We start from the raw sequence: 24,145 nt of genomic DNA, 5'->3' as shown, positions 1-24,145 counted from the left end.
TCACGCAAAGCGGACGGGCTCCGAAACCCCCGCCCCGGAGCCCGCCTGGGAGTGGCTGACGCATGCCGGCACAGCCTCCTCCGACGCCTTGCCCGCGTCGATCCGCCGATCGGCCGCCCGGCACGACGACGAATTAGCATGCCCTAACGTCAGCCTATGTGAAGGAATTCACAATGTCCGGGCGCAGGCGATTGCAGCGCCGCGCCGGGCACCTCCAATTCCCCGCCGCGCTTTGCGCGTCAGCCTTCCCAGTCGACCGGGATCATGCCGAGCCGCTCGTAGAGCCTGAAGGCCGCGGTGCTCTTCACCGTGTTGGTCTTGAGATCGACATGGGTCGCCCCGCGCTCGCGAAAGGTCAGGAACACCTGCCGCATCAGCGCCTCGCCGAGGCCCTGCCGTCTCGATTCCGGATGCACGGCGAGATCTTTGACGAAACCGGATGTCCAGCAGAGCGCCGCGCCCGCCAGCAGCCCTTTGCCGTCGATCGCCAGGAAACAGAGAGCGGGATCGAACTCCGCGTCGCCGGCAATGCGCGGCCACCATTCGTCGAACGGCCCGTCGGCGCCGTCGTCGAACACCTCTTCCAGCAGCGCGTGCAAAGCCTGCGCGTCCCGGTGATCGAACGCACGCATGACGAAACCCTGCGGCCAGTGCGGCGCGGTCAGCGTATCGTCGAGCAGCTTGCGCAGGCGGATGTCGTTGGCAGCCGGCGGGCGGGGCGTTGTGTTTTCATGCATGGCGCTGTCTCGAAACGCCGCGCGGAACCGTCCGTCCGCTCAGGCGTCGGGTGGCAGGCGGTGCCGCTTGCGGTCGGTGCCCAGGCCAGTCGCCTCGAGCAGGCCTTTGCGCTTGGCATCGTAGTAATAGCCGGTCTGGTAGAGCATGTCGGCCCGCTTGGCGTTGCCGCCCGAAACCAGCCAGGCGCCGCGCAGATACTTGACCGCATATTTGAGATTGGTCTCGGCGTCGAACAGGCCGGTCGCCGGTCCGTCATAGCCCATGCCGCGAGCCGTCGCGTGCTTGATCTGCATCAGCCCCCAATGTCCATGATTGTAGGCTTTCGGGTTGAAGGTGCTTTCACGATTGACGACATGACGTACCAGGTCGATCGGCACTTCATAGATCGCCGAATATTTCTCGATCAGCCGTTCGATCTCGCCGCGCGGGCCGCTGGCGTGCTGCTCGGGTTGGCCAGGTGCCGCAAGCAGCGCCGGATTTTCCGGCATCATATAGGCGACCTGCTGGACGCCGGGCATCGGGGCGACTTTCGCCGACTGGCCGGTGACCGGCATGGCGACGCCTGCGGTCGTGTAGACCGCCGCTCGACTGATGGATGCCGCTCGGCTGATGGATCCAGGGCCGGTCGGAGAGCCGCCGGCCGTCAGCACCGGCGGCGGCGGAAACTGGCCGGCCATCGGCGTCGCTCCCGCGAAGGCCGCGGGCTGAGCCAGCGACGCGGCCGGCGCGCCGGGTTGGACAGGCGGCGGCAAAAGCGCGCCTTGCGTCGCGGACGCGCCTTGCATCACCAGTGCGCTTTGCGTCGCGGGCGCGCCTGGCGTGGTCGCCATGGCGACGACATCGCCGGCCAGCGCCGCGGTCTGCACCTGCGCGAGACCCGAGGGTTCCGGCAGCACGGCCACCGTTTCGGGCAGCGCGAGCGTCGGCGTGTCGTCCGCGACAGCAGGCGTCGATGCCTCCGCAAGCGCGGGCGCGGCCTTCATCTGCGAGGTCGAGGTGCAGCCGCTGAGACCGGCTGCTGCAACGAGCACGCCGAGCGCGGTGAATATGATTTTAGCTGGCAAGCCGTGCGGGTCCGGTTTGTCTGTTCTTAAGGAGTCCTTACACCAGCGATTCTCACCCGGCAATCGGGGCTACCAGGCGGTTTTCGGGTGGCGACAACAGGGCCGAAGTGCCATATTGTTCTGGATATGTACTCGTTTTTCGCTGTATTGCGGAAGGAATATGTCATGAAACCCACATCCCAGATCACGGCCGGCCACGCAGTGTTAGAAACAGTGATCGGCTTCATGGGCATTGCCTGGAGCGAGAAGGGCCTGATCCGGCTTTGCCTGCCGGAGCGCAGCCGCGAAGCGGTCGAGCGCCGGCTGCTTCGCCACCCCGGTGTCTCGGCCTCGACAGACCAGCCGTCCTGGGTGGTCGATCTGATCGCCTCGATCAAGGCCTATGCGGCCGGCGAGGACGTCGACTTCTCGAGCGTGCCCGTCGATCTCGACGGCGTCGACGATTTCCGCCTCGCCATCTACGACGCGGCGCGCAAGCTCGGCTTCGGCGAGACTACTACCTACGGCGAATTGGCCAAGCGCGCCGGCCATGCGGGCCTTCCGCGCGAAACGGGCGCGGCGCTCGGCGCCAATCCGGTGCCGCTAGTCATTCCGTGCCATCGCATCCTGGCGGCCGGCGGCAAGATCGGCGGCTTCTCCGCGCCCGGCGGCTCGGCCACCAAGGAAAGGATGCTGGCCATGGAAGGCGTTCGCGTCGGCCCGCCGCCGGCGGCGCAGGCCTCATTCGGTTTCTAAGGCGCTGCGTATCAGTCCTGCAGGAACCGGCGGCGGAAGCGCCGCTCGAAATCCGGACGCTTGCAGACATAGACCATGCAGGACCTGGCGTCGGCACTCGGCACATAGGCGCGTGCCCTCACTTCGCCCGCGTTGCAGAAGCGCTCGTCGCGCACATAGCGGTCGTAGAGCGGCAGCCCCGGCACGCGCGTCGACTGGTAGCGCAGGATGACGGCGCCCTGTCTGGCGATCGTCGCCTGCACCCGGTCGCAGCTCATGCGCGTCGGATCGTAGCGCGTCACCGCCTGCGCTTCCGCGGCAAGCAGCAGGAAGCAGGCGGCAAGCAGAATGGTCTTCATGGCTTCTCTCCTCGGACGGGCAAGCATCGCATCCCTTCACAACGCGGCACCGCTGTCAAAACTTCCATGCTTGTATTCAGCTCGATCCGGGATGCGGGGCAGCGTCCAGGCAACCCGTCTTGTTTTCTTGCTCAAACTATCTTATATCCGCAGCATTGAATTTGGCCGATCGATCGGGCCGCGATCTTCGCGTTTGCTGACGTCTATCTCCAAAATTTCGATACCGCCGGCCGGACGTTGGTCCGGTCAAACAAAAGCAAATGTGAAGGGCATTCTATATGGCAACTGGTACGGTCAAGTGGTTCAACGCCACCAAGGGCTACGGCTTCATCCAGCCTGACAATGGCGGCGCGGACGTTTTCGTCCACATCTCCGCTGTCGAGCGCGCTGGCATGACGAGCCTGGCTGAAGGCCAGAAAATCAACTTCGAGATCGAGCAGGACCGCCGCACCGGCAAGTCAGCTGCTGGGTCTCTTAGCAAGGCAGCCTGATTTGGCTTAAGCATTTTGCGGCCAAGCGGAATCGCTTGGCGTTGCAGAAATGCGGCTAAGCAAAGGCGCGCGCCGGACGAAGGTTCGGGGCGCGCGGCAAGTCACGGATGTACTGACGGTCGCGCGAGAAGCGCGCCGGAGCGAAAAGACCCGACAAGCTGGAACAGCAGATAGCTGCCGGCCCGGACCAGACGCTCCCGATCAGGCTACCGGCAGAGGAAGGCGGGCATTGCCCGCCTTTTTTGTTGTCTGGATTTTGGCGAGTTCTTCTCCGGTCCCAGCAGGCCCACGGGTGGCACTTTTGGCCCACCAGTGCTATTATTGACGCATGACCAAACTCGAACAGATCGAAAAATCCGTCGCCGAACTGAGCCCTGAAGAGCTGAAGGCATTTGCCGCCTGGTTCGAGGCTCTGCGGGCCGATTTGTGGGACAAGCAGATCGAAGCCGACGCGAAAGCGGGCCGGCTGGACAAGCTTGCAGAACAAGCACTGGCTGAGCATCGCGCGGGTCGGACTCGGCCCCTGTGAATTACTCTGCCGCCCCTTCGTTTTGGGACGCCTACGATAAACTACCTAAAGCAATCAGGATGAAGGCTGACAGCAGCTTCGCCAAGCTGCGTGCAGATCCGTTTCATCCTTCGCTCCATTTCAAGCGAGTTGGACGTTACTGGTCAGCTCGAGTTGATCTGGACTACCGCGCTGTTGCAGTCCGTGACCAGGACGACATGATCTGGTTTTGGATCGGCACCCACTCCGAGTATGAACGCCTTTTGAAATAGCCGCTTACGGCTGTATGCATGCAAAGCGGCTCGCTGGCGCGCCCATACAGGTTAGGTGCAAAGCGGTGAGGAATTATCCCTTCCACTCGATCGGCACATGCCCCTTATCCGCCTCCACGCGCTTCAACCAGGCGGCGACCGCCGGATAGGCATCCAACTGGAAGCCGCCCATCCCGGCGGTGTGGGTATAGGCGTATAAGGCGATGTCGGCGACGCTGTAGGCGCTGCCGGCGAAGAATTCGTTCTGCTTCAGATGCTGGTTCATCACGCTGAGCGCCTTGTTGCCGCGCTCCAACGTCTGCGCCAATCGTTCCGGCGTGGCGTCCTTCGCCCGTTCCGGGAAGGTCAGCAGCGCCTTGCGCACCGCGATATAGGGCTCGTGGCTGTATTGCTCGAAGAATAGCCATTGGTAAGCCAGCGCACGTTCATACTTGTCAGTCGGCAGGAAGCGCGTCCCTTCCGCGAGATAAAGCAGGATGGCGTTGCTTTCAGCGATACGCCTGCCGTCGTCGAGCTCGAGCATCGGCACCATCGCATTCGGATTTTTGGCGACATAGTGGGCCTTGCGCGTCTCGCCGGTATGCGAGCTCACCTCGACCCGGGTGAAAGGAATGCCGAGCTTGGCCAGCAACAGCCGCGGCTTATAGCAATTGCCACTGTCGGCCATGTCGTAAAGGATCATCCCACATACCTCGCAAGTCGTCTGAAGCCATTTCAGCACGGCTCTAACGTGCCCAGGCGAGACCATCCAGTGATTTGTATTTGAGAAGAACCATCAGCGGCGCTGATATGTTTTCAGCGTCTGCATCAGCGATGCTGACGCACTTTTTGGGATCGAGCTTCAGCGATGCTGATGCACCTTTTGGCATTGAGCATCAGCGACGCTGATGCAGGGGCACGACCTTGTTGCCGGCGCCGATCAGAGCGTCGACCGAAAGCGGTTCTTCCTTGAAGATCGTGCCGGCGAGCGCCGGGCGGGCGAGATGGAAACCTTGCAGCAGGTCGACGCCGCCCTCGAGCGCGACGCGCAAGTGCTGTGCATTCTCGATGCCCTCGACCAGCACTTTGGCGCCGCGCTCGTGCAGCATCGCCACCAACGGCCGGAAGAAGCGTTCGGCGGCGGCATGGCGGCAGAGCTCGCCAAACCAGGCGCCATCGATCTTGACGATGTCGGGTGCAAGCAGATCGATGCGCGCCTCGGTCGAATGCCCCGTGCCGAAATCGTCGATGGCGATGCGGATGCCGTCGCGCCGCATTTCGCGCACCAGGCTGGCAAGAACCTGGTCATCGGCTGCCTGTTCGGTGATCTCGCAGACCAGCAGGCTGGGCTCAAGCTCCAGATCGCCGAGATGCCTGGTCATCAGCCGGATCTCGGCGAGCGCCCGTCCGAGATGGTCGTTGATGGTCGGATTATAGTTGAAGAACAGCGTCAATCCCTCGACGCCGATGTTGCGATAATTGCCGAGATGCAGCATCCGGCACATCGTTTCGACAAACAGAAGGTCGGGCGCGGGAATGCTGCCGAAGAAGACCGAAGCGGCTACCGGCTGCGCGACGCGGCGCGGCTCGATCAGCCCCTCGACGGCGACGGCTCTGAGCACCCTGCCCTCCGGCGCGAAGATCGGCTGATAGGCGCTCCACAGCCGGAACTCGCCATAGACGCCGAACTGGAGGCCGATCTCGTCGGCGAAGATCGCCTCGGCGACGTTGCGCCGCCTGTCTGGTTGTCCGCTCATGGCGCGACCTTGCGCCCGAACACCCTTGCCGGCCGTCCGTGCAGCGTTGGCGCCGCCGGGCTTGCGGCGGCCGGTGCCTTGCTGTCTTCGCTCGAGGGCTGCTGCGCGCCCTTGCCGAAGACGCGAAAGCTGGTGGGGGCAAGTTCCGGCCGGGCAAGCACGTAGCCCTGCACCATGGAGGCGCCGGACCTCTCGGCTAGCTCCAACTGCCAGCCTTCCTCGATACCTTCGAAGACGGTGCGGATGCCCTGGTTCTCGAAACTCTGCACCATCGCCGTCAGCAAGGCGAAGCCGGCGCCGGACTCCATCAGATGGGTAATCCAATTCGCATCGAATTTGACGATGTCCGGCTTGAGTTCCTTGATCCGATTGATGTCGGAATCATCGGCGCCATAGTCGTCCACCGCGATGCTGAAGCCATTGGCCCTCAGCGCCTCGACAAAACCGTAGAGCGCTTCCTGCGAAGCCGATTTCTGCTCGGTGACCTCGCAGACGATGCGGCGCGGATCGATACCGGCTTCGTGCAGCACCAGCCGCATGTCGCGCAACGCCTTGTCGGCGATGTGGCGATCGGTGAAGACAGACGGGTCGAAATTGACGAAGATAGAGGCCTCTTGCGGCAGGCAGGCACCGGCGTTCAGAAGATGCAGCGTGCGCGTCAGCGCTTCGATATGCAGCCGGTCGGCCGCCGGGCAGGTGCCGAAAAATGTCGCCGGCGACTGCGGCTCGCCGTCGCGGAACGGCCGGATCAGCCCTTCGAAAGCGGCGACCGAAAGCTTGCCCTCCTTGAAGGCGAAGATCGGCTGGAACGCGCTCTGCAACGTATAGATGCCCCAGACACCGGTCGAGGTGCCGTCATCATGACGGATGATGTGGGCGAGCCCGATGCTGCGCGACAAGGTTTCTCGCTCCGCGAATAGGCGCAATCCGATCTGCGATCCTGCCAGCCAAGGGTTTACCGGCCGTTGATGAATTTAGCGTTGCCGCTCACGCAGGCTGACTTTGGTCACGCCTCCTTGACCTCTGGCTCATCGCACAATGCTTGCGCTCCGCGCGATGATGCGACATGAGATGCGCCGCGGCCGCTCCTGGCCGCTTTTCCTAGGAGACATTTCGTCATGGCCTTTCTCGCCGACGCCCTTTCCCGCGTTAAGCCTTCCGCGACCATCGCGGTGACGCAGAAAGCGCGCGAGCTGAAAAATGCCGGCCGTGACGTGATCGGCCTCGGCGCCGGCGAGCCGGACTTCGATACGCCCGACAACATCAAGAATGCGGCGATCGAGGCGATCCGCCGCGGCGAGACCAAATATCCGCCGGTTTCCGGCATCGTGCCGTTGCGCGAGGCGATCGCGAAAAAATTCAAGCGCGAGAACAATCTCGACTACCGGCCGGAGCAGACCATCGTCGGCACCGGCGGCAAGCAGATCCTGTTCAACGCCTTCATGGCGACGCTGAACCCGGGCGACGAGGTCGTCATCCCGCGCCCCTACTGGGTGAGCTATCCCGAAATGGTGGCGATCTGCGGCGGCACGTCGGTGTTCGCCGACACCTCGATCGACAACGGCTTCAAGCTCACACCGCAAGTGCTGGAAGAGGCGATCACGCCGAAAACCAAATGGCTGCTGATGAACTCGCCGTCTAACCCGTCGGGCGCCGCCTACACGGAGGCCGAGCTGCGGGCGCTGGCCGACGTGCTGCTCAAGCATCCGCATGTTTGGACGTTGACCGACGACATGTATGAGCACCTGACCTATGGCGATTTCGTCTTCAAGACCATCGCCGAGGTCGAGCCGAACCTTTATGAGCGCACGCTGACCATGAACGGCGTATCGAAGGCCTATGCCATGACTGGCTGGCGCATCGGCTATGCAGCCGGCCCGGTGCCGCTCATCAAGGCGATGGACATGATCCAGGGCCAGCAGACCTCGGGCGCCTGCACCATCGCGCAATGGGCTTCCGTCGAGGCGCTCAACGGCCCGCAGGATTTCATTGCGAAGAACAAGGCGATCTTCCAGGGCCGGCGCGACCTCGTGGTCTCGATGCTCAACCAGGCGCGCGGCATCTCCTGCCCGTCGCCGGAAGGCGCCTTCTATGTCTACCCGTCCTGCGCCCAGCTGATCGGCAAGAAGACCAAGACGGGCAAGGTGATCGACAATGACGAGGCCTTCTGTTCCGAACTGCTGGAGGCCGAAGGCGTCGCGGTGGTGTTCGGATCGGCCTTCGGCCTCGGACCGAACTTCCGCATCTCCTACGCCACGTCGGATGCTTTGCTGGAAGAAGCCTGCACGCGCATCCAGCGCTTCACTGCGTCGCTGACCTGATCGGCCGCCCGGCCGGCCAGCAAGAAGAACCCGGCCTCGCGCCGGGTTTTCCTGGAGGGCGATCAGCCGCCATATTGCTCGTTGGAAACCTGCTCCAGCCAGTCGGCGTGGACGCCGTCCAGCGCCTCCTGCATGGCGATATGCGTCATGCCGGTTTTCCGGCCGGCGCCATGCCAGTGCTTCTCGCCCGGCGCGAAGGAAACGACATCTCCCGCCCTGATCTCCTGCACCGGGCCGCCCCAGCTTTGCGCCAGGCCGGCGCCGGCGGTGACATAGAGCGTCTGCCCAAGCGGATGCGTGTGCCAATGGGTGCGCGCGCCGGGCTCGAAGCTGACCAGCGTCGCTCTCAGCCGCGCCGGCGCCTCTTTCTCGATGATCGGCGTCTGCAGCACCCGCCCGGTGAAATATGTCTCCGGCGCGACGATCGTCGGCACGCTGCCGCACGCAATGAGCTTCATCGTTCAGATCCTCTCGAACAGAGCGCCCCGCGCGGCGTCTCACGCGATAGTTTCACCTCGCCGGGAGACCGTTGCAACCGGCTTTGAGCCATTGCCCGGCGGCAACCTCGATTTCTCATTCGCGCAGCGGGCGGATTGCAGCATTAGAATGTCAGAGAACTGTCATAAATAGTTGCCTTTTAACCATAAAATCGCGATCCCCACTCAGCGGCAAAGGAATAAATCGAGGCAGCCGCCACGCTCAGCGTTTCTTAACGGCTGAGGTCCTAGCCATGTCGCGTGCTGTGGGGGCGCGGACATGAGTATCTTGGCGACAATCAAAGATCACAGCGGCCGTATCTATCGCGGCATCCAGGCGTTGCTCGTGATGAGCATCGCCGCCACCGGGCTTGCGGCTTTCGCGCTGACGGAGAACGCCTCCCGCGCCGGCGCGCTCGCGGTGTCGGTGACTTCGACCTTAATGGCGCTTCTGGTGTTGATGTATATGCGCTCGAACGTCGTCCAGCGCCTGCAATCGGCGGCGGACGCCGAGGCCGAGAAGCATCGCTTTCTCACTGACGATGCCATGACAGGCGCGATGACCCGGCGCTACTTCATCGAAGCGTTGGGCGATTGGCTGAGCGGCTCGCGCAACCGTCGCCAGGCAAGCTTGCTTTTGATCGACCTCGATCATTTCAAGCAGCTCAACGACACGTTCGGCCATCAGTTCGGCGATCTGGCGCTGGCGCATCTGGTCGCGGAAGCGCAGCGCATCTTCGAGGACGGCGTCATCGGCCGGCTGGGCGGCGACGAGTTCGGCATCATGGTTCCGCATGGCGACGTCGCCAGTATAGGCAAGGACGCCCGCCGGCTGCTGGATGCGATGCGGGCCGGCAAGAGACATGAAGGCAAGATCATTCCCCTGTCGATCTCGGTGGGCGTCGCGCTCGCGCCGTTGCACGCTTCGAACGGCACTGAACTGATGCTGCTGGCCGATCTCGCGCTCTACGAGAGCAAGGCGGGCGGCCGCGGCCGCGTCACCGTGTTCGACGAGGAGATGCTGTCTGACAAACGCTATCGCCGGCTGGTGGAACGCGAGCTGCGCGCTGCGATCTATCTCGGCGAATTGGAACTGCACTACCAGCCGATCGTCGATCCCGACGGCTCGGTCGACGCGCTGGAAGGATTGATCCGCTGGCGTCATCCCGTGCGCAGCTTGATCTCGCCGTCGGAATTCATCCCTATCGCCGAGCGCTCGACGCTGATCGACATGATCGGCGAATGGGTCTTCAAGCGCGCCTGCGCCGATATCGGGCATTTTCCCGGACGGCGCATCTCGATCAACGTCTCCGGCGAGCAGCTGAAGCGCGACGAGATCGTGACGATGTGCGACCGGGTCCTGCGCGAGACCGGCCGGTCGGCGTCGCAGTTCATCATCGAGATCACCGAGACCGTGGCGACGGCCGCAACGCCCGAGGTTCTCAGGCGCCTCGAGGCACTGCGCGGCCTCGGCTTCCACATCGCCCTCGACGACTTCGGCACCGGCCATTGCGGCTTCAACTACCTGAAGTCGCTGCCCATCGACAGCGTCAAGATCGATCGCTCCTACATCCGCAGCCTCGCCCACGACCAGGTGGCGCAGATCTTCGTTTCTGCGCTTGCCCAGATCGCCCGCATCCAGGACATCGCCATCGTCGCCGAGGGCGTCGAAACCGCGGAGGAATTCGCGCTTGCCCGGACGGCCGGCTGCAGCCGCTTTCAGGGCTATTTCTTCGGCAGGCCGGCGCCGCGCGACAAGGCAAGCGCCTTGTGTGCCGCCGCCCGCGAACCGCTCGCCCTCACAGCCTGACAAGTAAAAAATGGCGGTCTGGTGAACCCAAGCCGGCGAACGTCCTATTTTTCTTGCCCTCCCGACAAACCCGTGTGACGATGGTTTTGGGAAGAGGTGAAAACCCCGCCCGCGACGGCCGAACAGGCCGGCCGCCGCTCTGCACAGGGTGCGATCGGACGCAAACCGGTTTCCACTTTTGCTGATCGCTCTCTCGGGAAACGCCTGAGTGGAGGTTCAGCCATGGGTACTCGCGCCGGAGGACGACGCACGGGACCGAAATGCATTGCCATAGTCGGTCCCTTCGCAAGCGGTAAGACGACACTTCTCGAAGCCATCCTCGCCCGCACGGGCGCCATTCCCCGCCAGTCACCAGTTTCATCGGGTAACACCGTTTCGGACCATTCGCCGGAGGCACGCGCCCACGCCATGAGCGTCGAGGCGACCTTTGCCACCACCGATTTCATGGGGGAGCAGATCACTTTCGTCGACTGTCCCGGCTCCATCGAATTCGCCTTCGAGGCCGAACCCGTGCTTGCCGCTTGCGACCTCGCGGTCGTCGTCGCCGAGGCCGATGAGAAGAAGATCCCGGCGCTGCAGCTCATCATGCGCAAGCTCGACGATCTCGCCATTCCGCGCATCCTTTTCCTCAACAAGGTCGACAAGGCGGTCGCGGGCGTGCGCGAGACGCTGAAGATGCTGCAGCCGGCAAGCACGGCACCGCTGCTGCTGCGCCAGATTCCGGTGCGCAAGGACGGCATCGTCATCGGCTCGATCGATCTGGCGCTGGAACGCGCCTACATCTATCGCGAATACGCCGAGAGCCAGGTTGCCGAGATACCGAACGACGACAAGGCGCGCGAGCTGGAAGCGCGTTTCTCCATGCTGGAGACGCTCGCCGATCATGACGATCACCTGATGGAGCAGTTGCTGGAGGAGATCGAGCCGCCGAAGGACGCGATCTTCGACGATCTCTCGGCCGATCTGCGCGCCGGCGCGGTGACGCCGGTGCTGATCGGCACGGCCGAGAAGGGCAACGGTGTGCTGCGCCTGTTGAAAGCCATCCGCCATGACGCACCGGATGTCGAGGCGACGCGGAAGCGCCTGGGCGCGCCGGACGGCCAGACGGTGGTGCAGGTGATGAAGACCATTCACACCGCGCATGGCGGCAAGCTTTCGGTGTCGCGCGTGCTCTCGGGCCAACTGGCCGACGCAGCCGAGCTCTTCCTTTCCAACGGCGACACGGCGAAGGTTTCCGGCATCTACAGGATGCTCGGCAAGGACCAGTCGAAGCTGACATCCGCCAAAGCGGGCGACACGGTTGCGCTCGGCAAGCTCGACAACGTCAAGACCGGCCAGACGCTGAGCTCGGCCAAGGGCGGCATCCGGCCGCTTGTCACACTGGAGCCGCCGCAGCCGGTCTTCGCCTTCGCGCTTCGCCCCAAGGAGCGCAAGGACGAGGTCAAGATGTCGGCGGCGATCCAGCGGCTTGCCGAGGAAGATCCATCGCTCAGCCTGCGCCACAACCAGGATTCCGCCGAAACCGTCCTGTCGGGTCATGGCGAGATGCATCTGCGCGTGGTGCGCGAACGCCTCGAGGGCAAGAACCAGATCCCGATCGAGGGCCATGCCCCGGCGGTGCCTTACCGGGAGACGATCCGCAAATCGGCGCAACAGCGCGGCCGCCACAAGAAGCAGTCCGGCGGCCACGGCCAGTTCGGCGATGTGGTGATCGAGATCAAGCCGCTGCCGCGCGGGTCCGGCTTCCAGTTCTCCGACACCATCACCGGCGGGGTGGTGCCGAAAACCTACATCCAGTCGGTAGAGACCGGCATTCGCGACTATCTGAAGACGGGCCCGCTCGGCTTTCCGGTCGTCGATGTCGCCGTCAACCTGTCGGACGGTTCCTACCACGCGGTCGATTCCTCCGACATGGCCTTCCAGATGGCGGCGAAGCTCGCGATGAAGGAAGGCATGGCCGCCTGTTCGCCGGTCCTGCTGGAGCCGGTGATGAAGGTCGAGATCGTCACGCCCTCCGACGCGACCTCGAAGATCATCGCGCTGATCCCGCAGCGGCGCGGCCAGATCCTCGGCTATGATGCAAGGCCCGACTGGCCGGGTTGGGACGTCGTCGAGGCGACCATGCCGCAGGCCGAAATCGGCGACCTGATCATCGAGCTGCGCTCGGCGACCGCCGGCGTCGCCAGCTACAAGGCCACTTTCGACCACATGGCCGAGCTCACCGGCCGGCTGGCCGACGAAGCGATGAACGCCAATGGCAAAGCCGCCTAGAGCAATTCCGGGAAAAGCGTGAACGGTTTTCCATCCGGAATTGCGCAAGAACAAGGAGATAGTGCGGTTCGCCGTTTCCGTGAAACGGTGAAACGAGCAGGTCGGCCTGTCTGGCAGGCTTCTGTTGGAGATACGAAAACGGCGTCCGGATGATCCGGACGCCGTTCCTATTGCGGACCGTTCTCCTGGGAGGCAACGGCTAGTCCGCCGCATCCGGAAAAAAGGTTCGGACGCGGTGCTTGCCTGAGCCCGGTCTTTCGAGTGATGCCCCCATCTCCCGAACCGACCAACCGCGTCCTATCGTCTACTTAAACGATAGAGTGGGTCTGCGACATGTTACCCGATGTTACATGTCACTGTTACGCGGTGGATTCAGTCGTTTTCTTGCCGGCTCGAAGGCATGCGGGCAACAAAAAAGCCGGATCAATAAAGATCCGGCTGAGTTTGATTGGAAGTGCCGATTAAGGCTAACCTCCAGAGGGGAACACTCGAGGGCGCTAATGGGAGGAGAACGCGCCCCGGAGATGCGACTATATATGTGCTCATCATGCCCAAGAAACAAGCATCTATTTTGCAACACACGCATGCAAAAAGACGCAGGCTGTGGTCCAACCTGTTCATCGAAGCCATAGGACCAGAAAAGTCGCCGATTCCGGCGCGTTTCCGGCGCTAAAGCGACTGCTTAAAAGCAAACCGAGCCGATTTTGCTCGGAAATATGCAAGTCGGCGAAATGATGTCGATTTCGGCAAGCTGAGTTTATTTTTACGGCAGGAGACCGATGATGCGAACTTTTTCAGCAATCGCCGGCAGCGCGCTGTTCCTTGTCGCAGCGCCGGGCGTCGTCGCCGGCTTGGCGCCGTGGCTGCTGACCGACCATTATCGCAAACCTCTGTCGGCCCTGCCGGGCTCCGTGCCTGTGGGCTCGATTCTTGTGATCGGAGCGGCCGCCATCCTGCTTCATGCGTTCGCCCGCTTTGCGCTTGAGGGCCTGGGCACGCCCGCTCCCGTGGCGCCGACCGAGAAACTGGTCGTCGGCGGCGTCTACCGCCATGTGCGCAATCCCATGTATGTGGCGATGTTGGCAATCATCCTGGGCCAGGCACTGATCTTTTCGAGCTGGGCGGTGCTGGTCTACGGCCTCATCGCCGCGGCGGCGATGATCTCCTTCGTCAAGCTCTATGAAGAGCCGACGCTCGCCAACCGCTATGGCGAAGAATACGAGGTCTACCGCCGCGCCGTGCCCGGCTGGCTGCCGCGGCTGACACCCTGGCGCGGATAAGCCTCCCTTTCCGAGGGGAGTGCGCCGATATTCAGGTCAGGCCGAGTCGAGAACGGTAGGCTCCGAGAACCGGAACGGAGCGTACTTCAGTACGTGAGTACCGGAAGCGCAGGAGCCTGCCGTTCGCAGGCCGGCCTCACCTGAATATTCAGTAGGACCAGCTGCGCGCCTTTGCGATGATAAAGTCGCGGAAAACGTGTAGCTTCGCCTGGTTCTTCATCGCGTCGGGATAGGCAAAATAGGTGTCGAAGGACGGCACCTCGGTCTCCGGCAGGAGCTGCACCAGGTTCGTGTCCTTGTTGATCACATAGTCCGGCAGCATGGCGATGCCGGCGCCGCCCTGGACCGCGCGCTTGATCGACAGGATGTCGTTGATCTGCAGCGTCGGCACCCGCTGCGCACCCTCGAAGTCGCCGACGGTCTCCAGCCAGTTCAGCTCCGACAAATGCGATGGCACCGGCACGCCGAAGGTGACGATGCGGTGGTTCCTGAGCTCGGCGATCGAGGCCGGCCGGCCAAATTTGGCGATATAGGACGGTGCCGCGTAGAGGTGGAAATGCACCGTGAACAACCGGCGCTGAATAAGGTCGGGCTGCTGCGGCTGGCGCAGCCTTATGGCGCAATCGGCCTGCCGCATGGTGAGGTCGAGTTCCTCATTGGCGAGGATCAGCTGCAGGCTGATCTCGGGATAGAGCTCGATGAATTCCTGCACCCGTTCGGTCAGCCAGCCGGCGCCCAGGCCCACCGTGGTCGTTACCCTGAGCACGCCCGACGGCCGGTCCTTGGTCTCGGTGAGCCGCGTCTTGATGGTTTCCAGCTTCATCAGCACGTCATGCGCCGTGCGGAACAGCATCTCGCCCTGCTCGGTCAGCACCAGGCCGCGCGCATGGCGGTGGAACAGCGCGACGCCGACGTCATGCTCCAGCGCGCTGACCTGCCGTGAAATGGCCGATTGAGACAGATGCAGCGTCTCGGCGGCATGGGTGAACGACCCAGCCTCCGCCGCTGCGTGAAATACGCGTAGCTTGTCCCAGTCCAGCGCCATGATTCCCCTCGCGTTGCCTTTGGCGTCTGAATGAAAAATCAGGCTTTTAAACGGCTCTTTTCAGCCGATGTCATTCCGCCGCTTCGCGGTGAACCTCGATGCCCGCCAGATATTTTTCGGCCTCGAGCGCCGCCATGCAGCCAAGCCCGGCCGCCGTCACCGCCTGGCGGTAGACGTCGTCGGTGACGTCGCCGGCGGCGAAGACGCCGGGCACGTCGGTGCGGGTGGAATCGGGCGCCGTCCACAGATAGCCGTTCGGCTTGTGCTTCAGCTTGCCGGCGAAGAGTTCCACCGCCGGCGCATGGCCGATGGCGACGAACACGCCGTCGACCGGCAGCTTCGATTCCTGGCCGGTCACGACGTTGCGCAGCGTCAGGCCCTCGACCGAGGGCGGCAGCGGCGCCTTGCCCGGCCGTCCGGTGATCTCGTCGACGACGGTGTCCCAGATGACACGGACATTGTCCTTCTTGAGCAGACGCTCGCGCAGGATGCGCTCGGCCCGGAAGTCGCTGCGCCGGTGGATCACGGTGACGCTCTTGGCGAGGTTCGACAGATAAAGCGCTTCCTCGACCGCGGAATTGCCGCCGCCCACCACCGCGACGTCCTTGCCGCGATAGAAGAAGCCGTCGCAGGTGGCGCATGCCGAAACGCCGAACCCCATGAAGGTCTGCTCCGACGGGATGCCCAGCCACTTCGCCTGCGCGCCGGTGGCGATGATCAAGGCGTCCGCGGTGTAGACGGTGCCGGAATCGCCTGTGGCGCGGAACGGCCGCACATTGAGATCGACCTCGGTGATGATGTCGTTGATGATGTCGGTGCCGACATGCTCGGCCTGCTTGAGCATCTGCTCCATCAGCCAGGGTCCCTGGATCGGATCGGCGAAGCCGGGATAGTTCTCGACGTCGGTGGTGATCATCAATTGGCCGCCCTGCTGAAGGCCGGCGACCAGCATCGGCTTCAGCATGGCGCGGGCGGCATAGACCGCCGCCGTGTAACCGGCCGGGCCGGAACCGATGATGAGAACGGGCGCGTGCTTGGTGTTCATGAAAAAAGTCCCCTGCGGCGCGAAGCCGTGGTTTTGTTGGGCTTAATGTAAGGGTTGCCAACCATGGCAGCAAGACGAACGGACCGTCGTCCCCGGAAAGCTGCGGCCAATAGCTTATTCGTCAAATCGCCGGTTTTGTTACGCTGGAAAAATCCCATCGATGAGGGCTGGCGCGGACACAAAAGTCGTTTAATTACAAAATTGCGAAAGATTCTTGCGCAAGCGCCGAGACAACCATGCCCCTGAAAGCCGACCTCGACGCCATCGACTGGAAGATCCTGCGCGAGTTGCAGGGCGATGGCCGCATGACCAATGTCGAATTGTCCAGCCGGGTCGGCATCTCGGCGCCCCCTTGCCTGCGCCGCGTCAGGCGCCTGGAAGAAGCGGGCATCATCCGCGGCTATCGAGCTCTCCTCAACGCGCCGGCGCTCGGCATGGATGTCGTCGCCTTCTGCCTGATCGGCCTGCATCATCAGGCCGATGCGGAGCTGAAAACCTTCGCCGAGCGCACGCGCGGCTGGCCGATCGTGCGCGACGCCTGGATGGTTTCGGGCGAATCCGACTTCCTGCTGCATTGCGTGGCGAGCGACCTCGGCACCTTCCAGACCTTTGTCATCGAGGAGCTGGCCTCCGCCCCGAACGTGGACACGGTGCGCACTGCCTTGACCATCCGGCGCGTCAAGGACGAAGGGCTTGTCGCTTTTCCAACTTAATGTGCCGGCTTCCGGAAATTCTCCTGCGCAAGCAAAGGGCTTAGCGCCAGGTTTTTAATCAATCCGCGATCAGAGCGACCGTATCGTGGCAAGCAGTCCCTCAAGGTCCGTGGCGTCGCGCAACGGCGAAACCGAAAGCCCGCTTATCGTCGAGGCTTCGTCATCGACGAGCCAGCCACGTATGAGGCCGGCGCGCCGACCAGCTTCCATATCGGCCGGCTTGTCGCCGACGATCAGCGATCGGTTGAGATCGAGGTCGAGCCGCCGGCCCGCGTCCAGCAGCATGCCCGGGTTGGGCTTGCGCATCGGATGATCAGCAACCGCCAACGCGCCCCTGCCGGCCTCGTGGTAGGCGCAGGCAAGCACCATGTCGACAAACGCGTTTTGCTCAGCCAGCAGCTCGAGCACGCGCCGGTTGACCCGCGCGAACGCGTCCCAACCGAAATAGCCGCGCGCGATGCCGGACTGGTTGGTGACGACAACGACCGGAATGCCGTGCTCGTTCGCGGCCTCGATGACCGGCGCGATGCCGTCGCGCAGCACCATGGCCGCCGGATCGTCTGGATAGCCGGTATCGACGTTGATGGTGCCGTCACGATCGAGGAACAGCGCTGGCCGGCCATCCGGAAAGTTCGTGGCGCTGGTCCGCTCGACCCAAAGGCCCGGCTCGGCCAGCGGGAAGCCTTCGCTTTCAGCCATTGCTGAGGCGCGCTTCAACCGCCTCGCACAGATGGTGATAGAGGCACAAATGCCCCTGCTGGATGATCGGCGTCGAGGTGGACGGCACGTTGAGCAGGATGTCGGTCAGCGGACCGAGCTTGCCGCCGGTTTCGCCGGTCAGGCTGATCACCGTCATGCCCATCGCCCGCGCCTGCTCGGCGGCGGCAAGGATGCTCGGCGAATTGCCGCTGGTCGAGATGGCGAGCAGCACCGCGCCTTCCGATCCATGCGCCTCGACCTGGCGCGAGAACACGGTGTCGAAGCCGTAGTCGTTGCCCCAGGCGGTCAGCACCGCGGCGTTGGCCGGCAGCGCGATGACGTTATAGGCCTTGCGCTCCTTCAGGAAGCGGCCGACCAGCTCGCCGGCGATGTGGATGGCGTCGCTCGCCGAGCCGCCATTGCCGCAGATCAGCAGCGCCTTGCCTTGCGAGAGCGCCGTCACCACGGTGCTCACCGCGCGCTCCATCTCGCCGGTGAGATCGCGCTCGACCATCGCCGAGATCGCCGCCGCGGAGCGGACCAGGTAGTCGTTCAGTTCGGACATGAAACCCTCAATTTGCGGCACGCAGCTTGCCGATCGTGTTCGTCGTGCTCTTGCCGGCGACGAGATCGACCAGCACCACGCGCCCGCCCGCCTTCTGCACGACATCGGCGCCGACCACGGTCTCGACCGTGTAATCCGCGCCCTTGACCAGTATGTCCGGCAAAAGCGCCTCGATGAGCGTGAGCGGCGTATCCTCCTCGAAGACGACGACCGCATCGACCGAGGCAAGTGCCGCCAGCACGCAGGCGCGGTCATGCTGGTTGTTGACCGGGCGCCCAGGCCCTTTCAACCGGTGCACCGAGGCGTCGCTGTTGAGGCCGAGCACCAGCCGGTCGCACTGGCTGCGCGCGGCATGCAGCAGGCTGACATGGCCGGCGTGCAGGATGTCGAAGCAGCCATTTGTGAAGCCGACCGCGAGGCCCTCTTCCTTCCAGGCGGCAACCATCCTGGCCGCGGCATTGGCGTCGAGAATGGCATCGGTATGAGCCGTCGGCCCGTGCGAGCGGAACAGCGCGCCGGATAGCTCCTCGACGTTGAGCCGCGCCGTGCCGCGCTTGCCGACCACGACGCCGCCGGCCGCGTTGGCGATGACCGCGGCATGCACCCGGTCGGCGCCGGCGGCGAGCGACAGCGCGAAGCTCGCGATGACTGTATCGCCGGCACCGGAGACGTCGAAGACTTCGCGCGCCTGGGTGGAGATGTGGCGGGCGTCCTCGGCGGAAACCACGCTCATGCCCTTCTCGCTGCGCGTGGCGACGATGAATTCGAAATCATGCGTGGCGATCAGGTCGCGCGCCGCCGCCACGATCTCGTCATCGCCGAACACCTTGCGCCCGACCGCCTCGCCAAGTTCCTTGCGGTTCGGCGTCACCGCGGTAGCGCCGGCATAGCGCGCATAGTCGCGCCCCTTCGGATCGACCAGCACCGGTTTGCCGGCATCGCGGCAGATCGCGATCAGTTCGCCGGCGACGCCGTCGAGCAGGATGCCCTTGCCGTAATCGGAGAGGATGACGATGTCGGCGCGGCCAAGCGCCGCCTGGAAATGATCGATGAGCTTCGCCCGCTCGGCCCCGGTGAGCGGCTTGATCTCTTCCTCGTCGAACCGCAGCACCTGCTGGTTGAGCGCGCTGAAGCGGCTTTTCGACGAGGTCATGCGGTCCTGGCGCTGCAGGAGCCCGTCGATATCGACGCCGATCTCGCCGAGCATGCGCATCAGATTGTTGCCGGCCGGGTCGGCGCCGATCACCGAAACGGGGATGGCGGTCGCGCCCAACGAAACGATGTTGGAGACGACATTGCCGGCGCCGCCCATGTTCAGCGACTCGCCCTTGCCATGCAGCACGGGGATCGGGGCTTCCGGCGAGATGCGCTCGATCACGCCGCTGACGAAGCGGTCGAGGATGAAATCGCCCACGACCAGCACGGTGACGTCGCCGAACCGGGCGATGGTGCGATGCAGAGGTTCCGGAGAAAGCGGATTGTGCTTGATCATCTCACTCGAGCTATGCCTGAAGAAGGCCGGACTTGATTAGATTTCAGCGCCGGAATTGTGGCGCGGGCTGCTCAAAGCGATGCCGATATACCGCAATTCGGGAGAGCGCAACGGCAGGCCTGGTGGACCGCAGCCGGAGCCGGCAGCGCAATCAGCTCCTCTGCAGGGCGACGTGGACGCCGAGGCCAACCAGCACGGCGCCGCCCGCACGCCGCATCAGCCGCTGCGCGCGTCCCGAACGCCGCAGCCGCGCAATCATCGCGCCGGCAAGGAATACGCACACGACGTCGGCGGAGGAGAACATCAGGTTGACGATGGTTCCAAGCACGACGAACTGCAGCCAGACGGGAAACGCCGCCGAGGCATCGATGAATTGCGGCAGGAACGCCATGAAGAAGATCGCTGTCTTGGGATTGAGCACCTCGACGGTGATGCTTTCGAAAAAGGCGCGACGGGCCGATTTCCGCTCGATGGCGGGCAGAGCCATATCGCCGTCCGCCCGTTTGCGGAACATGGCAGCGCCGAGCCAGGCCAGATAAAGCGCGCCGATCAGCTTGACCGCCACATAAAGCGGCGGCACCGCGTGAAACAGGACGGACAGGCCTGCGGCGGCCGCGAAGACATGCACATAGCCGCCGAGATGGATGCCGAGCGCCGCCGTCAGCCCCGACCAGCGCCCACGCGCAATAGTCTGCGCCGCGGCATACAGCATTGCGGGGCCAGGGATGTAGGCGAAGATCGCCGTGGTGGCGAAGAATGCAATCAGCAGTTCGGTCGACGGCATTTGTCCCTCACAGTAGGTCTCTGTCAGGCTACGCCTTGCTGGCCTGATCTCCATACCGGCGATACCACAGATACGGACATCTTCGAATTCCTCTAACTTCGTTCCAGGCGTTGGCGCTGCCCCTCACCTGCCTGCCGGCATCCTCTCCCCGTATAGTGACGGGGAGAGGGGAACTGCGATCGACGGTTTCGCCAATCGCCAACGTTGTAGGAAAGGCGGCAAGGTTGCGGCCAGCCCTTTCTCCCCGTCACTATACGGGGAGAAATGCCCGGCAGGGCAATGAGGGGCAGCGCTGACGTAACGTGATTGTCGACACTTAGCCTGAAGCGACTGGGCTCTCGGCGGCAATCGATCTAATCGCCACTCCCTCCGGCGCCGTACTCCTCAAGCATCTCGACATGGTCTGACGGAGCATCCTTGGCAGCGTAAGCGTGGCGGCTGTCGTTGGCGAAGCGAGCCTCGTAGGCCTCGATGCTCATCAGGACATATCTCGGCTTCTTGTGACGGGTAATGGAGACAGGCTGCTGGCTCGCGGCCGCAAGCACGTCACCGAGATTTTGTTTCAGATCAGTAGACGGGTATTGCTTCATGAAGGCCTCCATTTCGTACAAAATAGGCAAAACAGACGAAATAGACAAGATCAGACGACCTAAGATGGGACGATGCCTGCTTTGTCGACAGCCCGACTGGCCTCCCCTATAAGAACCGGAATCGCAAGCAGCAGAGGCCTTCATGATCATCGTCACGGGCGGCGCCGGCATGATCGGCTCCAACATCGTCGCCGCTCTCAATTCCGCGGGCCATGACGACATCGTCGTCGTCGACGATCTCACCGACGGCCACAAGATCGCCAACCTCGCCGACCTGCGCATCGCCGACTATCTCGACAAGGACGAATTTCTCGCCCGGCTCGATGACGGCGGGCTCGGTCGCATCGAAGCCGTCTTCCATCAAGGCGCCTGCTCGACCACCACCGAGTGGAACGGCAAGTTCATGATGGAGGTGAACTACGCCTATTCGAAGCGCCTGCTGCATGCCTGCCTCGAACTGCGGATGCCTTTCCTCTATGCCTCCTCGGCCTCCGTCTATGGTGGCGGCAGCGAATTCCGCGAAGAGCCTGCCTTCGAGCGGCCGCTCAACGTCTATGCCTATTCGAAAAAGCTCTTCGACGACTATGTCCGCCGGACTGTCTTCGACACCGATCACTCGCAAGTGGCGGGCCTGCGCTATTTCAATGTCTATGGGCCGCGCGAGGCGCATAAAGGCGCCATGGCCTCCGTGGCCTTCCATCTCTTCAACCAGGTCGAGCGCGGTGAAAATCCGAAGCTGTTCGGCGCCTACGGCGATTTCGGACCCGGCGAGCAGAGCCGCGATTTCATCCATGTCGGCGATGTGGCCGACGTCAATCTGTGGCTGTGGAAACGCGGCGCGAGCGGCATCTTCAACTGCGGCACCGGCCGCGCCCAGCCGTTCCGGGCCATTGCCGAGACGGTGATCGACACGCTGGGCAAGGGCGAGATTGAATTCATCCCCTTCCCCGACCATCTCAAGGGCAGCTACCAGAGTTTCACGCAGGCTGATATGTCCCGCTTGCGCGCGGCCGGCTACAATGGCCAATTCCGCACAGTCGAAACCGGCGTCAGGGACTATGTCGAATGGCTGAAGGCCCAACGATCCTCGTGATCGGCCCACGCTGGGTGGGCGACATGGTCATGGCGCAGTGCCTGTTTGCGGCGCTGAAGGAAAAACATCCGAATGCGGCCATCGACGTGCTGGCGCCGGCCTGGGCTGCCCCGCTGGTCAAGCGCATGCCCGAGATACGCAGCCAGATCGACTTCCCGCTGATGCCGGGCGCGCTCGAGTTCCGCAGCCGCAGGCGCTTCGGCCGCCTGCTGCGCGGCCGCTACGACATGGCCTATGTGCTGCCGGGCAGCTGGAAATCGGCGCTGATCCCGTTCTTCGCCCGCATTCCGCATCGTGTCGGCAATCTGCGCGAGATGCGCTACGGCCTGCTGACGGATGTCGTGCCGCTGCCGGAAAGCCTGAAACGGCGCACCGCGCGCGCCTATTTCGGCTTGGCGCGCGGCGGCACTTTTCGCGCGCCGCGACTTACCGTCGACAAGGCCAACCAGGCCGATCTGCTGGCGCGCTTCGGGCTGACCGGGAAGAAATTCGTGGCGCTCATGCCCGGCGCCGAATTCGGCCCGGCAAAACGCTGGCCGAGCGATAACTATGCCGGGCTTGCCCGGGACATGATGGCCAAGGGCTTGGGCGTCGCGCTGCTCGGCTCGAAGAACGATGCCGACGTGACCGGCGAGATTGCAGCCCTTGCGCCGGGCGCCGTCGACCTTGCCGGCAAGACACGCCTGGAGGACGCCATCGACCTGGTCGCAGCGGCGAAGCTTGCGGTCTCGAACGACAGCGGGCTGATGCATGTCGCCGCCGCCGTCGGCACGCCGATCGTTGCCGTCTATGGTTCGACCTCGCCGGATAACACGCCGCCGCTCAGCGAGCGTTCCGAGCTGATCTGGCTGCATCTGTCCTGCTCGCCCTGCCACAAGAAGGTCTGTCCGCTCGGTCATCTCAATTGCCTCAGGACGCTCGACGTCGCCCGCGTCACCGCAGCGGCCGACCGCTTGCTCAAGGTTCCGGCAGCGGCATGAAAGTGCTGATCGTCAAGACATCGTCGATGGGCGATGTCATCCACACGTTTCCCGCCATCGAGGACGTGGTGCGCAGTCGCCCCGATATAGATTTCGATTGGTGCGTGGAGGAGCCGTTTACCGGTATCGTGGCTCTGCATCCGGCGATCGGCACCATTCACAAGGTGGCGGTTCGGCGCTGGCGCAAGCGGCTTCTCGACGGCGCCACGTGGCGCGAGATGACCGGACTGCGCGACGCGCTCCGCGCCTCCCGCTACGATCTGGTCATCGATGCGCAAGGCTTATTGAAATCGGCCCTGGTCGCGATCCAGGCCGGCGCGCCGATTGCCGGCTTCGACCGGGCGAGCGCCCGCGAGCCGTCGGCGACGCTTTTCTATCGGCACAGATATGCCGTGCCGCGCGGCGTGCACGCCATCGAACGCACCAGACGGCTGTTCGGGCTGGCGCTTGGCTATCAGCCGGATTTGTCGTCGCTCGACTCCGGCATCGTGCCGCCGGCTGGCGGGCTTCCCGGTATCGACGGGCAGACCGCCTTCCTGCTGCACGGCACCAGCCGCGAGGACAAGAAATGGCCGGTCAAAGATTGGATCGAAACCGCGCGCCGACTCACCGACCGGCAGTTCACACCGGTGGCCACCTGGTCGAATGAAGCGGAAAAGAACGTGGCGGAAGCCATTGCCGGTGCCGTGCCAGCGACGGTGCTGGTCGCGAAATCGCCGCTCGCGGACGTCGCCGCGATCCTCGGCCGTTCGACGCTGGTCATCGGCGCCGACACCGGCCTCACCCACCTCGCCAGCGCCTTCGGCCTGCCGACGGTCGCCGTCTTCCTGGCGACGGAACCGGGTCTCACAGGCCCGCGCGGGCCTTTCGCATCGACCTTGCTTGCTCCTGCGGGCGGCAGAGTGACGCCGGCTGAGGTGGTGGCTGAGGTTGAGCGCCTGCTGGCGCTCAGATCAAACGCGCCAGCGTGAGGACCTTTTCAGAATTCGCTCTGGTGAGTCGAATAGCGTGGTTTTCGAGAACCGGAGCGGAGCGTACTTAAAGTACGTGAGCACCGGCCTATGCCGGCCATAGCCTCATTTACCCGCCACATCGCTCA

General features: G+C 63.7%; 26 protein-coding genes. 12 read left to right on the top strand and 14 right to left on the bottom strand.

The window, feature by feature from the left end:
- Positions 1–239: 239 nt before the first annotated feature.
- Together FJW05_RS07640 and FJW05_RS07635 are read right to left on the bottom strand one after the other, a co-directional pair.
- Positions 240–737, bottom strand: coding sequence for an N-acetyltransferase (locus FJW05_RS07640; RefSeq protein ID WP_140629888.1), 498 nt, complete (start codon positions 735–737; stop codon positions 240–242).
- Between the two features lie 39 nt (positions 738–776).
- A complete protein-coding gene (locus FJW05_RS07635) occupies positions 777–1,802 on the bottom strand; it encodes a lytic transglycosylase domain-containing protein (RefSeq protein ID WP_140629885.1) in 1,026 nt (341 codons plus the stop codon).
- 165 nt (positions 1,803–1,967) lie between these two features.
- On the opposite strand from FJW05_RS07635, the gene FJW05_RS07630 reads away from it, so the two are divergent.
- Complete coding sequence (locus FJW05_RS07630; protein ID WP_140629883.1) at positions 1,968–2,537, top strand: methylated-DNA--[protein]-cysteine S-methyltransferase; 570 nt, start codon at positions 1,968–1,970, stop codon at positions 2,535–2,537.
- 11 nt (positions 2,538–2,548) lie between these two features.
- Here the strand turns inward: FJW05_RS07630 and FJW05_RS07625 are convergent, their stop codons facing one another.
- Entirely contained in the window at positions 2,549–2,875 is a 327-nt protein-coding gene (locus FJW05_RS07625) for a hypothetical protein (protein ID WP_140541468.1), read from the bottom strand.
- 278 nt (positions 2,876–3,153) lie between these two features.
- Between FJW05_RS07625 and FJW05_RS07620 the strand changes: the two genes are divergently transcribed.
- The 3 genes from FJW05_RS07620 (at position 3,154) to FJW05_RS27655 (ending at position 4,146) form a co-directional block, all read left to right on the top strand.
- The gene (locus FJW05_RS07620) at positions 3,154–3,366 is read left to right on the top strand and encodes a cold-shock protein (protein WP_027168154.1); all 213 of its coding nucleotides are present in this window, start codon (positions 3,154–3,156) and stop codon (positions 3,364–3,366) included.
- 328 nt (positions 3,367–3,694) lie between these two features.
- On the top strand, positions 3,695–3,895 hold the full coding sequence (locus tag FJW05_RS07615) for a hypothetical protein (protein WP_140541469.1): 201 nt from the start codon (positions 3,695–3,697) through the stop codon (positions 3,893–3,895).
- Entirely contained in the window at positions 3,892–4,146 is a 255-nt protein-coding gene (locus FJW05_RS27655; RefSeq protein WP_140629881.1) for a hypothetical protein, read from the top strand. Before FJW05_RS07615 ends, FJW05_RS27655 begins: the two co-directional genes overlap by 4 nt.
- Positions 4,147–4,219: 73 nt before the next feature.
- Here the strand turns inward: FJW05_RS27655 and FJW05_RS07605 are convergent, their stop codons facing one another.
- The 3 genes from FJW05_RS07605 to FJW05_RS07595 form a co-directional block, all read right to left on the bottom strand.
- Positions 4,220–4,828 carry a glutathione S-transferase family protein gene (locus tag FJW05_RS07605; RefSeq protein ID WP_140629879.1) on the bottom strand — a complete coding sequence of 203 codons (609 nt, stop codon included), beginning with the start codon at positions 4,826–4,828 and terminating at the stop codon, positions 4,220–4,222.
- Positions 4,829–5,021: 193 nt separating this feature from the next.
- Positions 5,022–5,882: an EAL domain-containing protein gene (locus tag FJW05_RS07600; protein ID WP_140629877.1), complete on the bottom strand. Its 861-nt coding sequence runs from the start codon at positions 5,880–5,882 to the stop codon at positions 5,022–5,024.
- A complete protein-coding gene (locus FJW05_RS07595) occupies positions 5,879–6,781 on the bottom strand; it encodes an EAL domain-containing protein (protein WP_140541473.1) in 903 nt (300 codons plus the stop codon). Before FJW05_RS07595 ends, FJW05_RS07600 begins: the two co-directional genes overlap by 4 nt.
- A gap of 219 nt (positions 6,782–7,000) precedes the next feature.
- On the opposite strand from FJW05_RS07595, the gene FJW05_RS07590 reads away from it, so the two are divergent.
- The gene (locus tag FJW05_RS07590; RefSeq protein ID WP_140629875.1) at positions 7,001–8,203 is read left to right on the top strand and encodes a pyridoxal phosphate-dependent aminotransferase; all 1,203 of its coding nucleotides are present in this window, start codon (positions 7,001–7,003) and stop codon (positions 8,201–8,203) included.
- 62 nt (positions 8,204–8,265) lie between these two features.
- Here FJW05_RS07590 and FJW05_RS07585 read toward each other — a convergent pair whose 3' ends face one another.
- Positions 8,266–8,661: a cupin domain-containing protein gene (locus tag FJW05_RS07585; RefSeq protein WP_140629873.1), complete on the bottom strand. Its 396-nt coding sequence runs from the start codon at positions 8,659–8,661 to the stop codon at positions 8,266–8,268.
- Positions 8,662–8,959: 298 nt separating this feature from the next.
- Here FJW05_RS07585 and FJW05_RS07580 point away from each other — a divergent pair, with 298 nt between their 5' ends.
- The 3 genes from FJW05_RS07580 to FJW05_RS07570 all read left to right on the top strand — a co-directional run bounded on the left by FJW05_RS07580 (position 8,960) and on the right by FJW05_RS07570 (position 14,040).
- Positions 8,960–10,489, top strand: coding sequence for a GGDEF domain-containing phosphodiesterase (locus FJW05_RS07580; protein ID WP_140629871.1), 1,530 nt, complete (start codon positions 8,960–8,962; stop codon positions 10,487–10,489).
- Between the two features lie 222 nt (positions 10,490–10,711).
- Positions 10,712–12,760 carry an elongation factor G gene (locus FJW05_RS07575; RefSeq protein ID WP_140541477.1) on the top strand — a complete coding sequence of 683 codons (2,049 nt, stop codon included), beginning with the start codon at positions 10,712–10,714 and terminating at the stop codon, positions 12,758–12,760.
- A 782-nt stretch (positions 12,761–13,542) separates the two neighbouring features.
- On the top strand, positions 13,543–14,040 hold the full coding sequence (locus FJW05_RS07570) for an isoprenylcysteine carboxylmethyltransferase family protein (protein ID WP_140629868.1): 498 nt from the start codon (positions 13,543–13,545) through the stop codon (positions 14,038–14,040).
- A 148-nt stretch (positions 14,041–14,188) separates the two neighbouring features.
- Here the strand turns inward: FJW05_RS07570 and FJW05_RS07565 are convergent, their stop codons facing one another.
- Both FJW05_RS07565 and trxB read right to left on the bottom strand, forming a co-directional pair.
- The gene (locus FJW05_RS07565; RefSeq protein WP_128258346.1) at positions 14,189–15,085 is read right to left on the bottom strand and encodes a LysR family transcriptional regulator; all 897 of its coding nucleotides are present in this window, start codon (positions 15,083–15,085) and stop codon (positions 14,189–14,191) included.
- A gap of 70 nt (positions 15,086–15,155) precedes the next feature.
- On the bottom strand, positions 15,156–16,130 hold the full coding sequence (trxB, locus tag FJW05_RS07560; RefSeq protein WP_140629865.1) for a thioredoxin-disulfide reductase: 975 nt from the start codon (positions 16,128–16,130) through the stop codon (positions 15,156–15,158).
- Between the two features lie 236 nt (positions 16,131–16,366).
- Between trxB and FJW05_RS07555 the strand changes: the two genes are divergently transcribed.
- Positions 16,367–16,843 carry an Lrp/AsnC family transcriptional regulator gene (locus tag FJW05_RS07555; RefSeq protein WP_140629863.1) on the top strand — a complete coding sequence of 159 codons (477 nt, stop codon included), beginning with the start codon at positions 16,367–16,369 and terminating at the stop codon, positions 16,841–16,843.
- Between the two features lie 69 nt (positions 16,844–16,912).
- Here FJW05_RS07555 and FJW05_RS07550 read toward each other — a convergent pair whose 3' ends face one another.
- The 5 genes from FJW05_RS07550 to FJW05_RS07525 form a co-directional block, all read right to left on the bottom strand.
- Positions 16,913–17,542, bottom strand: a complete 630-nt coding sequence (locus FJW05_RS07550) for an HAD family hydrolase (RefSeq protein WP_140629860.1) — start codon at positions 17,540–17,542, stop codon at positions 16,913–16,915.
- A complete protein-coding gene (locus FJW05_RS07545) occupies positions 17,535–18,107 on the bottom strand; it encodes an SIS domain-containing protein (protein WP_140629858.1) in 573 nt (190 codons plus the stop codon). The genes FJW05_RS07550 and FJW05_RS07545 overlap by 8 nt, the downstream gene beginning before the upstream one ends.
- 7 nt (positions 18,108–18,114) lie before the next feature.
- Positions 18,115–19,599 (bottom strand): D-glycero-beta-D-manno-heptose-7-phosphate kinase, encoded by a 1,485-nt coding sequence (rfaE1, locus tag FJW05_RS07540; RefSeq protein ID WP_140629855.1) that lies wholly within the window; start codon positions 19,597–19,599, stop codon positions 18,115–18,117.
- Positions 19,600–19,750: 151 nt separating this feature from the next.
- On the bottom strand, positions 19,751–20,383 hold the full coding sequence (locus FJW05_RS07535) for a LysE family translocator (RefSeq protein WP_140629852.1): 633 nt from the start codon (positions 20,381–20,383) through the stop codon (positions 19,751–19,753).
- Positions 20,384–20,736: 353 nt separating this feature from the next.
- The gene (locus FJW05_RS07525) at positions 20,737–20,973 is read right to left on the bottom strand and encodes a type II toxin-antitoxin system Phd/YefM family antitoxin (RefSeq protein ID WP_140629850.1); all 237 of its coding nucleotides are present in this window, start codon (positions 20,971–20,973) and stop codon (positions 20,737–20,739) included.
- 142 nt (positions 20,974–21,115) lie between these two features.
- Between FJW05_RS07525 and rfaD the strand changes: the two genes are divergently transcribed.
- Genes rfaD through waaC form a run of 3 tightly spaced genes read left to right on the top strand, consistent with a single transcriptional unit; the run spans position 21,116 to position 24,017 of the window.
- Positions 21,116–22,066, top strand: a complete 951-nt coding sequence (gene rfaD, locus FJW05_RS07520; RefSeq protein ID WP_140629848.1) for an ADP-glyceromanno-heptose 6-epimerase — start codon at positions 21,116–21,118, stop codon at positions 22,064–22,066.
- Positions 22,039–23,046 (top strand): lipopolysaccharide heptosyltransferase II, encoded by a 1,008-nt coding sequence (gene waaF / locus FJW05_RS07515; protein WP_140629845.1) that lies wholly within the window; start codon positions 22,039–22,041, stop codon positions 23,044–23,046. The genes rfaD and waaF overlap by 28 nt, the downstream gene beginning before the upstream one ends.
- A complete protein-coding gene (gene waaC / locus FJW05_RS07510) occupies positions 23,043–24,017 on the top strand; it encodes a lipopolysaccharide heptosyltransferase I (RefSeq protein ID WP_140629843.1) in 975 nt (324 codons plus the stop codon). Before waaF ends, waaC begins: the two co-directional genes overlap by 4 nt.
- The last annotated feature ends 128 nt before the right edge of the window (positions 24,018–24,145 follow it).

The organism is Mesorhizobium sp. B2-9-1, from assembly GCF_006439455.1.
GTDB lineage: Bacteria > Pseudomonadota > Alphaproteobacteria > Rhizobiales > Rhizobiaceae > Mesorhizobium.
This window is presented reverse-complemented; position numbering and strand designations above follow the sequence as displayed.

What these genes read in the sequence shown, in the direction of transcription:
- FJW05_RS07640 (WP_140629888.1), bottom strand. Translation starts at nt 737, where the DNA reads ATGCATGAAAACACAACGCCCCGCCCGCCGGCTGCCAACGACATCCGC.
- FJW05_RS07630 (WP_140629883.1), top strand. Translation starts at nt 1,968, where the DNA reads ATGAAACCCACATCCCAGATCACGGCCGGCCACGCAGTGTTAGAAACA.
- FJW05_RS07625 (WP_140541468.1), bottom strand. Translation starts at nt 2,875, where the DNA reads ATGAAGACCATTCTGCTTGCCGCCTGCTTCCTGCTGCTTGCCGCGGAA.
- FJW05_RS07620 (WP_027168154.1), top strand. Translation starts at nt 3,154, where the DNA reads ATGGCAACTGGTACGGTCAAGTGGTTCAACGCCACCAAGGGCTACGGC.
- FJW05_RS07615 (WP_140541469.1), top strand. Translation starts at nt 3,695, where the DNA reads ATGACCAAACTCGAACAGATCGAAAAATCCGTCGCCGAACTGAGCCCT.
- FJW05_RS07605 (WP_140629879.1), bottom strand. Translation starts at nt 4,828, where the DNA reads ATGATCCTTTACGACATGGCCGACAGTGGCAATTGCTATAAGCCGCGG.
- FJW05_RS07600 (WP_140629877.1), bottom strand. Translation starts at nt 5,882, where the DNA reads ATGAGCGGACAACCAGACAGGCGGCGCAACGTCGCCGAGGCGATCTTC.
- FJW05_RS07590 (WP_140629875.1), top strand. Translation starts at nt 7,001, where the DNA reads ATGGCCTTTCTCGCCGACGCCCTTTCCCGCGTTAAGCCTTCCGCGACC.
- FJW05_RS07585 (WP_140629873.1), bottom strand. Translation starts at nt 8,661, where the DNA reads ATGAAGCTCATTGCGTGCGGCAGCGTGCCGACGATCGTCGCGCCGGAG.
- FJW05_RS07580 (WP_140629871.1), top strand. Translation starts at nt 8,960, where the DNA reads ATGAGTATCTTGGCGACAATCAAAGATCACAGCGGCCGTATCTATCGC.
- FJW05_RS07575 (WP_140541477.1), top strand. Translation starts at nt 10,712, where the DNA reads ATGGGTACTCGCGCCGGAGGACGACGCACGGGACCGAAATGCATTGCC.
- FJW05_RS07570 (WP_140629868.1), top strand. Translation starts at nt 13,543, where the DNA reads ATGCGAACTTTTTCAGCAATCGCCGGCAGCGCGCTGTTCCTTGTCGCA.
- FJW05_RS07565 (WP_128258346.1), bottom strand. Translation starts at nt 15,085, where the DNA reads ATGGCGCTGGACTGGGACAAGCTACGCGTATTTCACGCAGCGGCGGAG.
- trxB (WP_140629865.1), bottom strand. Translation starts at nt 16,130, where the DNA reads ATGAACACCAAGCACGCGCCCGTTCTCATCATCGGTTCCGGCCCGGCC.
- FJW05_RS07555 (WP_140629863.1), top strand. Translation starts at nt 16,367, where the DNA reads ATGCCCCTGAAAGCCGACCTCGACGCCATCGACTGGAAGATCCTGCGC.
- FJW05_RS07550 (WP_140629860.1), bottom strand. Translation starts at nt 17,542, where the DNA reads ATGGCTGAAAGCGAAGGCTTCCCGCTGGCCGAGCCGGGCCTTTGGGTC.
- FJW05_RS07545 (WP_140629858.1), bottom strand. Translation starts at nt 18,107, where the DNA reads ATGTCCGAACTGAACGACTACCTGGTCCGCTCCGCGGCGGCGATCTCG.
- rfaE1 (WP_140629855.1), bottom strand. Translation starts at nt 19,599, where the DNA reads ATGATCAAGCACAATCCGCTTTCTCCGGAACCTCTGCATCGCACCATC.
- FJW05_RS07535 (WP_140629852.1), bottom strand. Translation starts at nt 20,383, where the DNA reads ATGCCGTCGACCGAACTGCTGATTGCATTCTTCGCCACCACGGCGATC.
- FJW05_RS07525 (WP_140629850.1), bottom strand. Translation starts at nt 20,973, where the DNA reads ATGAAGCAATACCCGTCTACTGATCTGAAACAAAATCTCGGTGACGTG.
- rfaD (WP_140629848.1), top strand. Translation starts at nt 21,116, where the DNA reads ATGATCATCGTCACGGGCGGCGCCGGCATGATCGGCTCCAACATCGTC.
- waaF (WP_140629845.1), top strand. Translation starts at nt 22,039, where the DNA reads ATGGCTGAAGGCCCAACGATCCTCGTGATCGGCCCACGCTGGGTGGGC.
- waaC (WP_140629843.1), top strand. Translation starts at nt 23,043, where the DNA reads ATGAAAGTGCTGATCGTCAAGACATCGTCGATGGGCGATGTCATCCAC.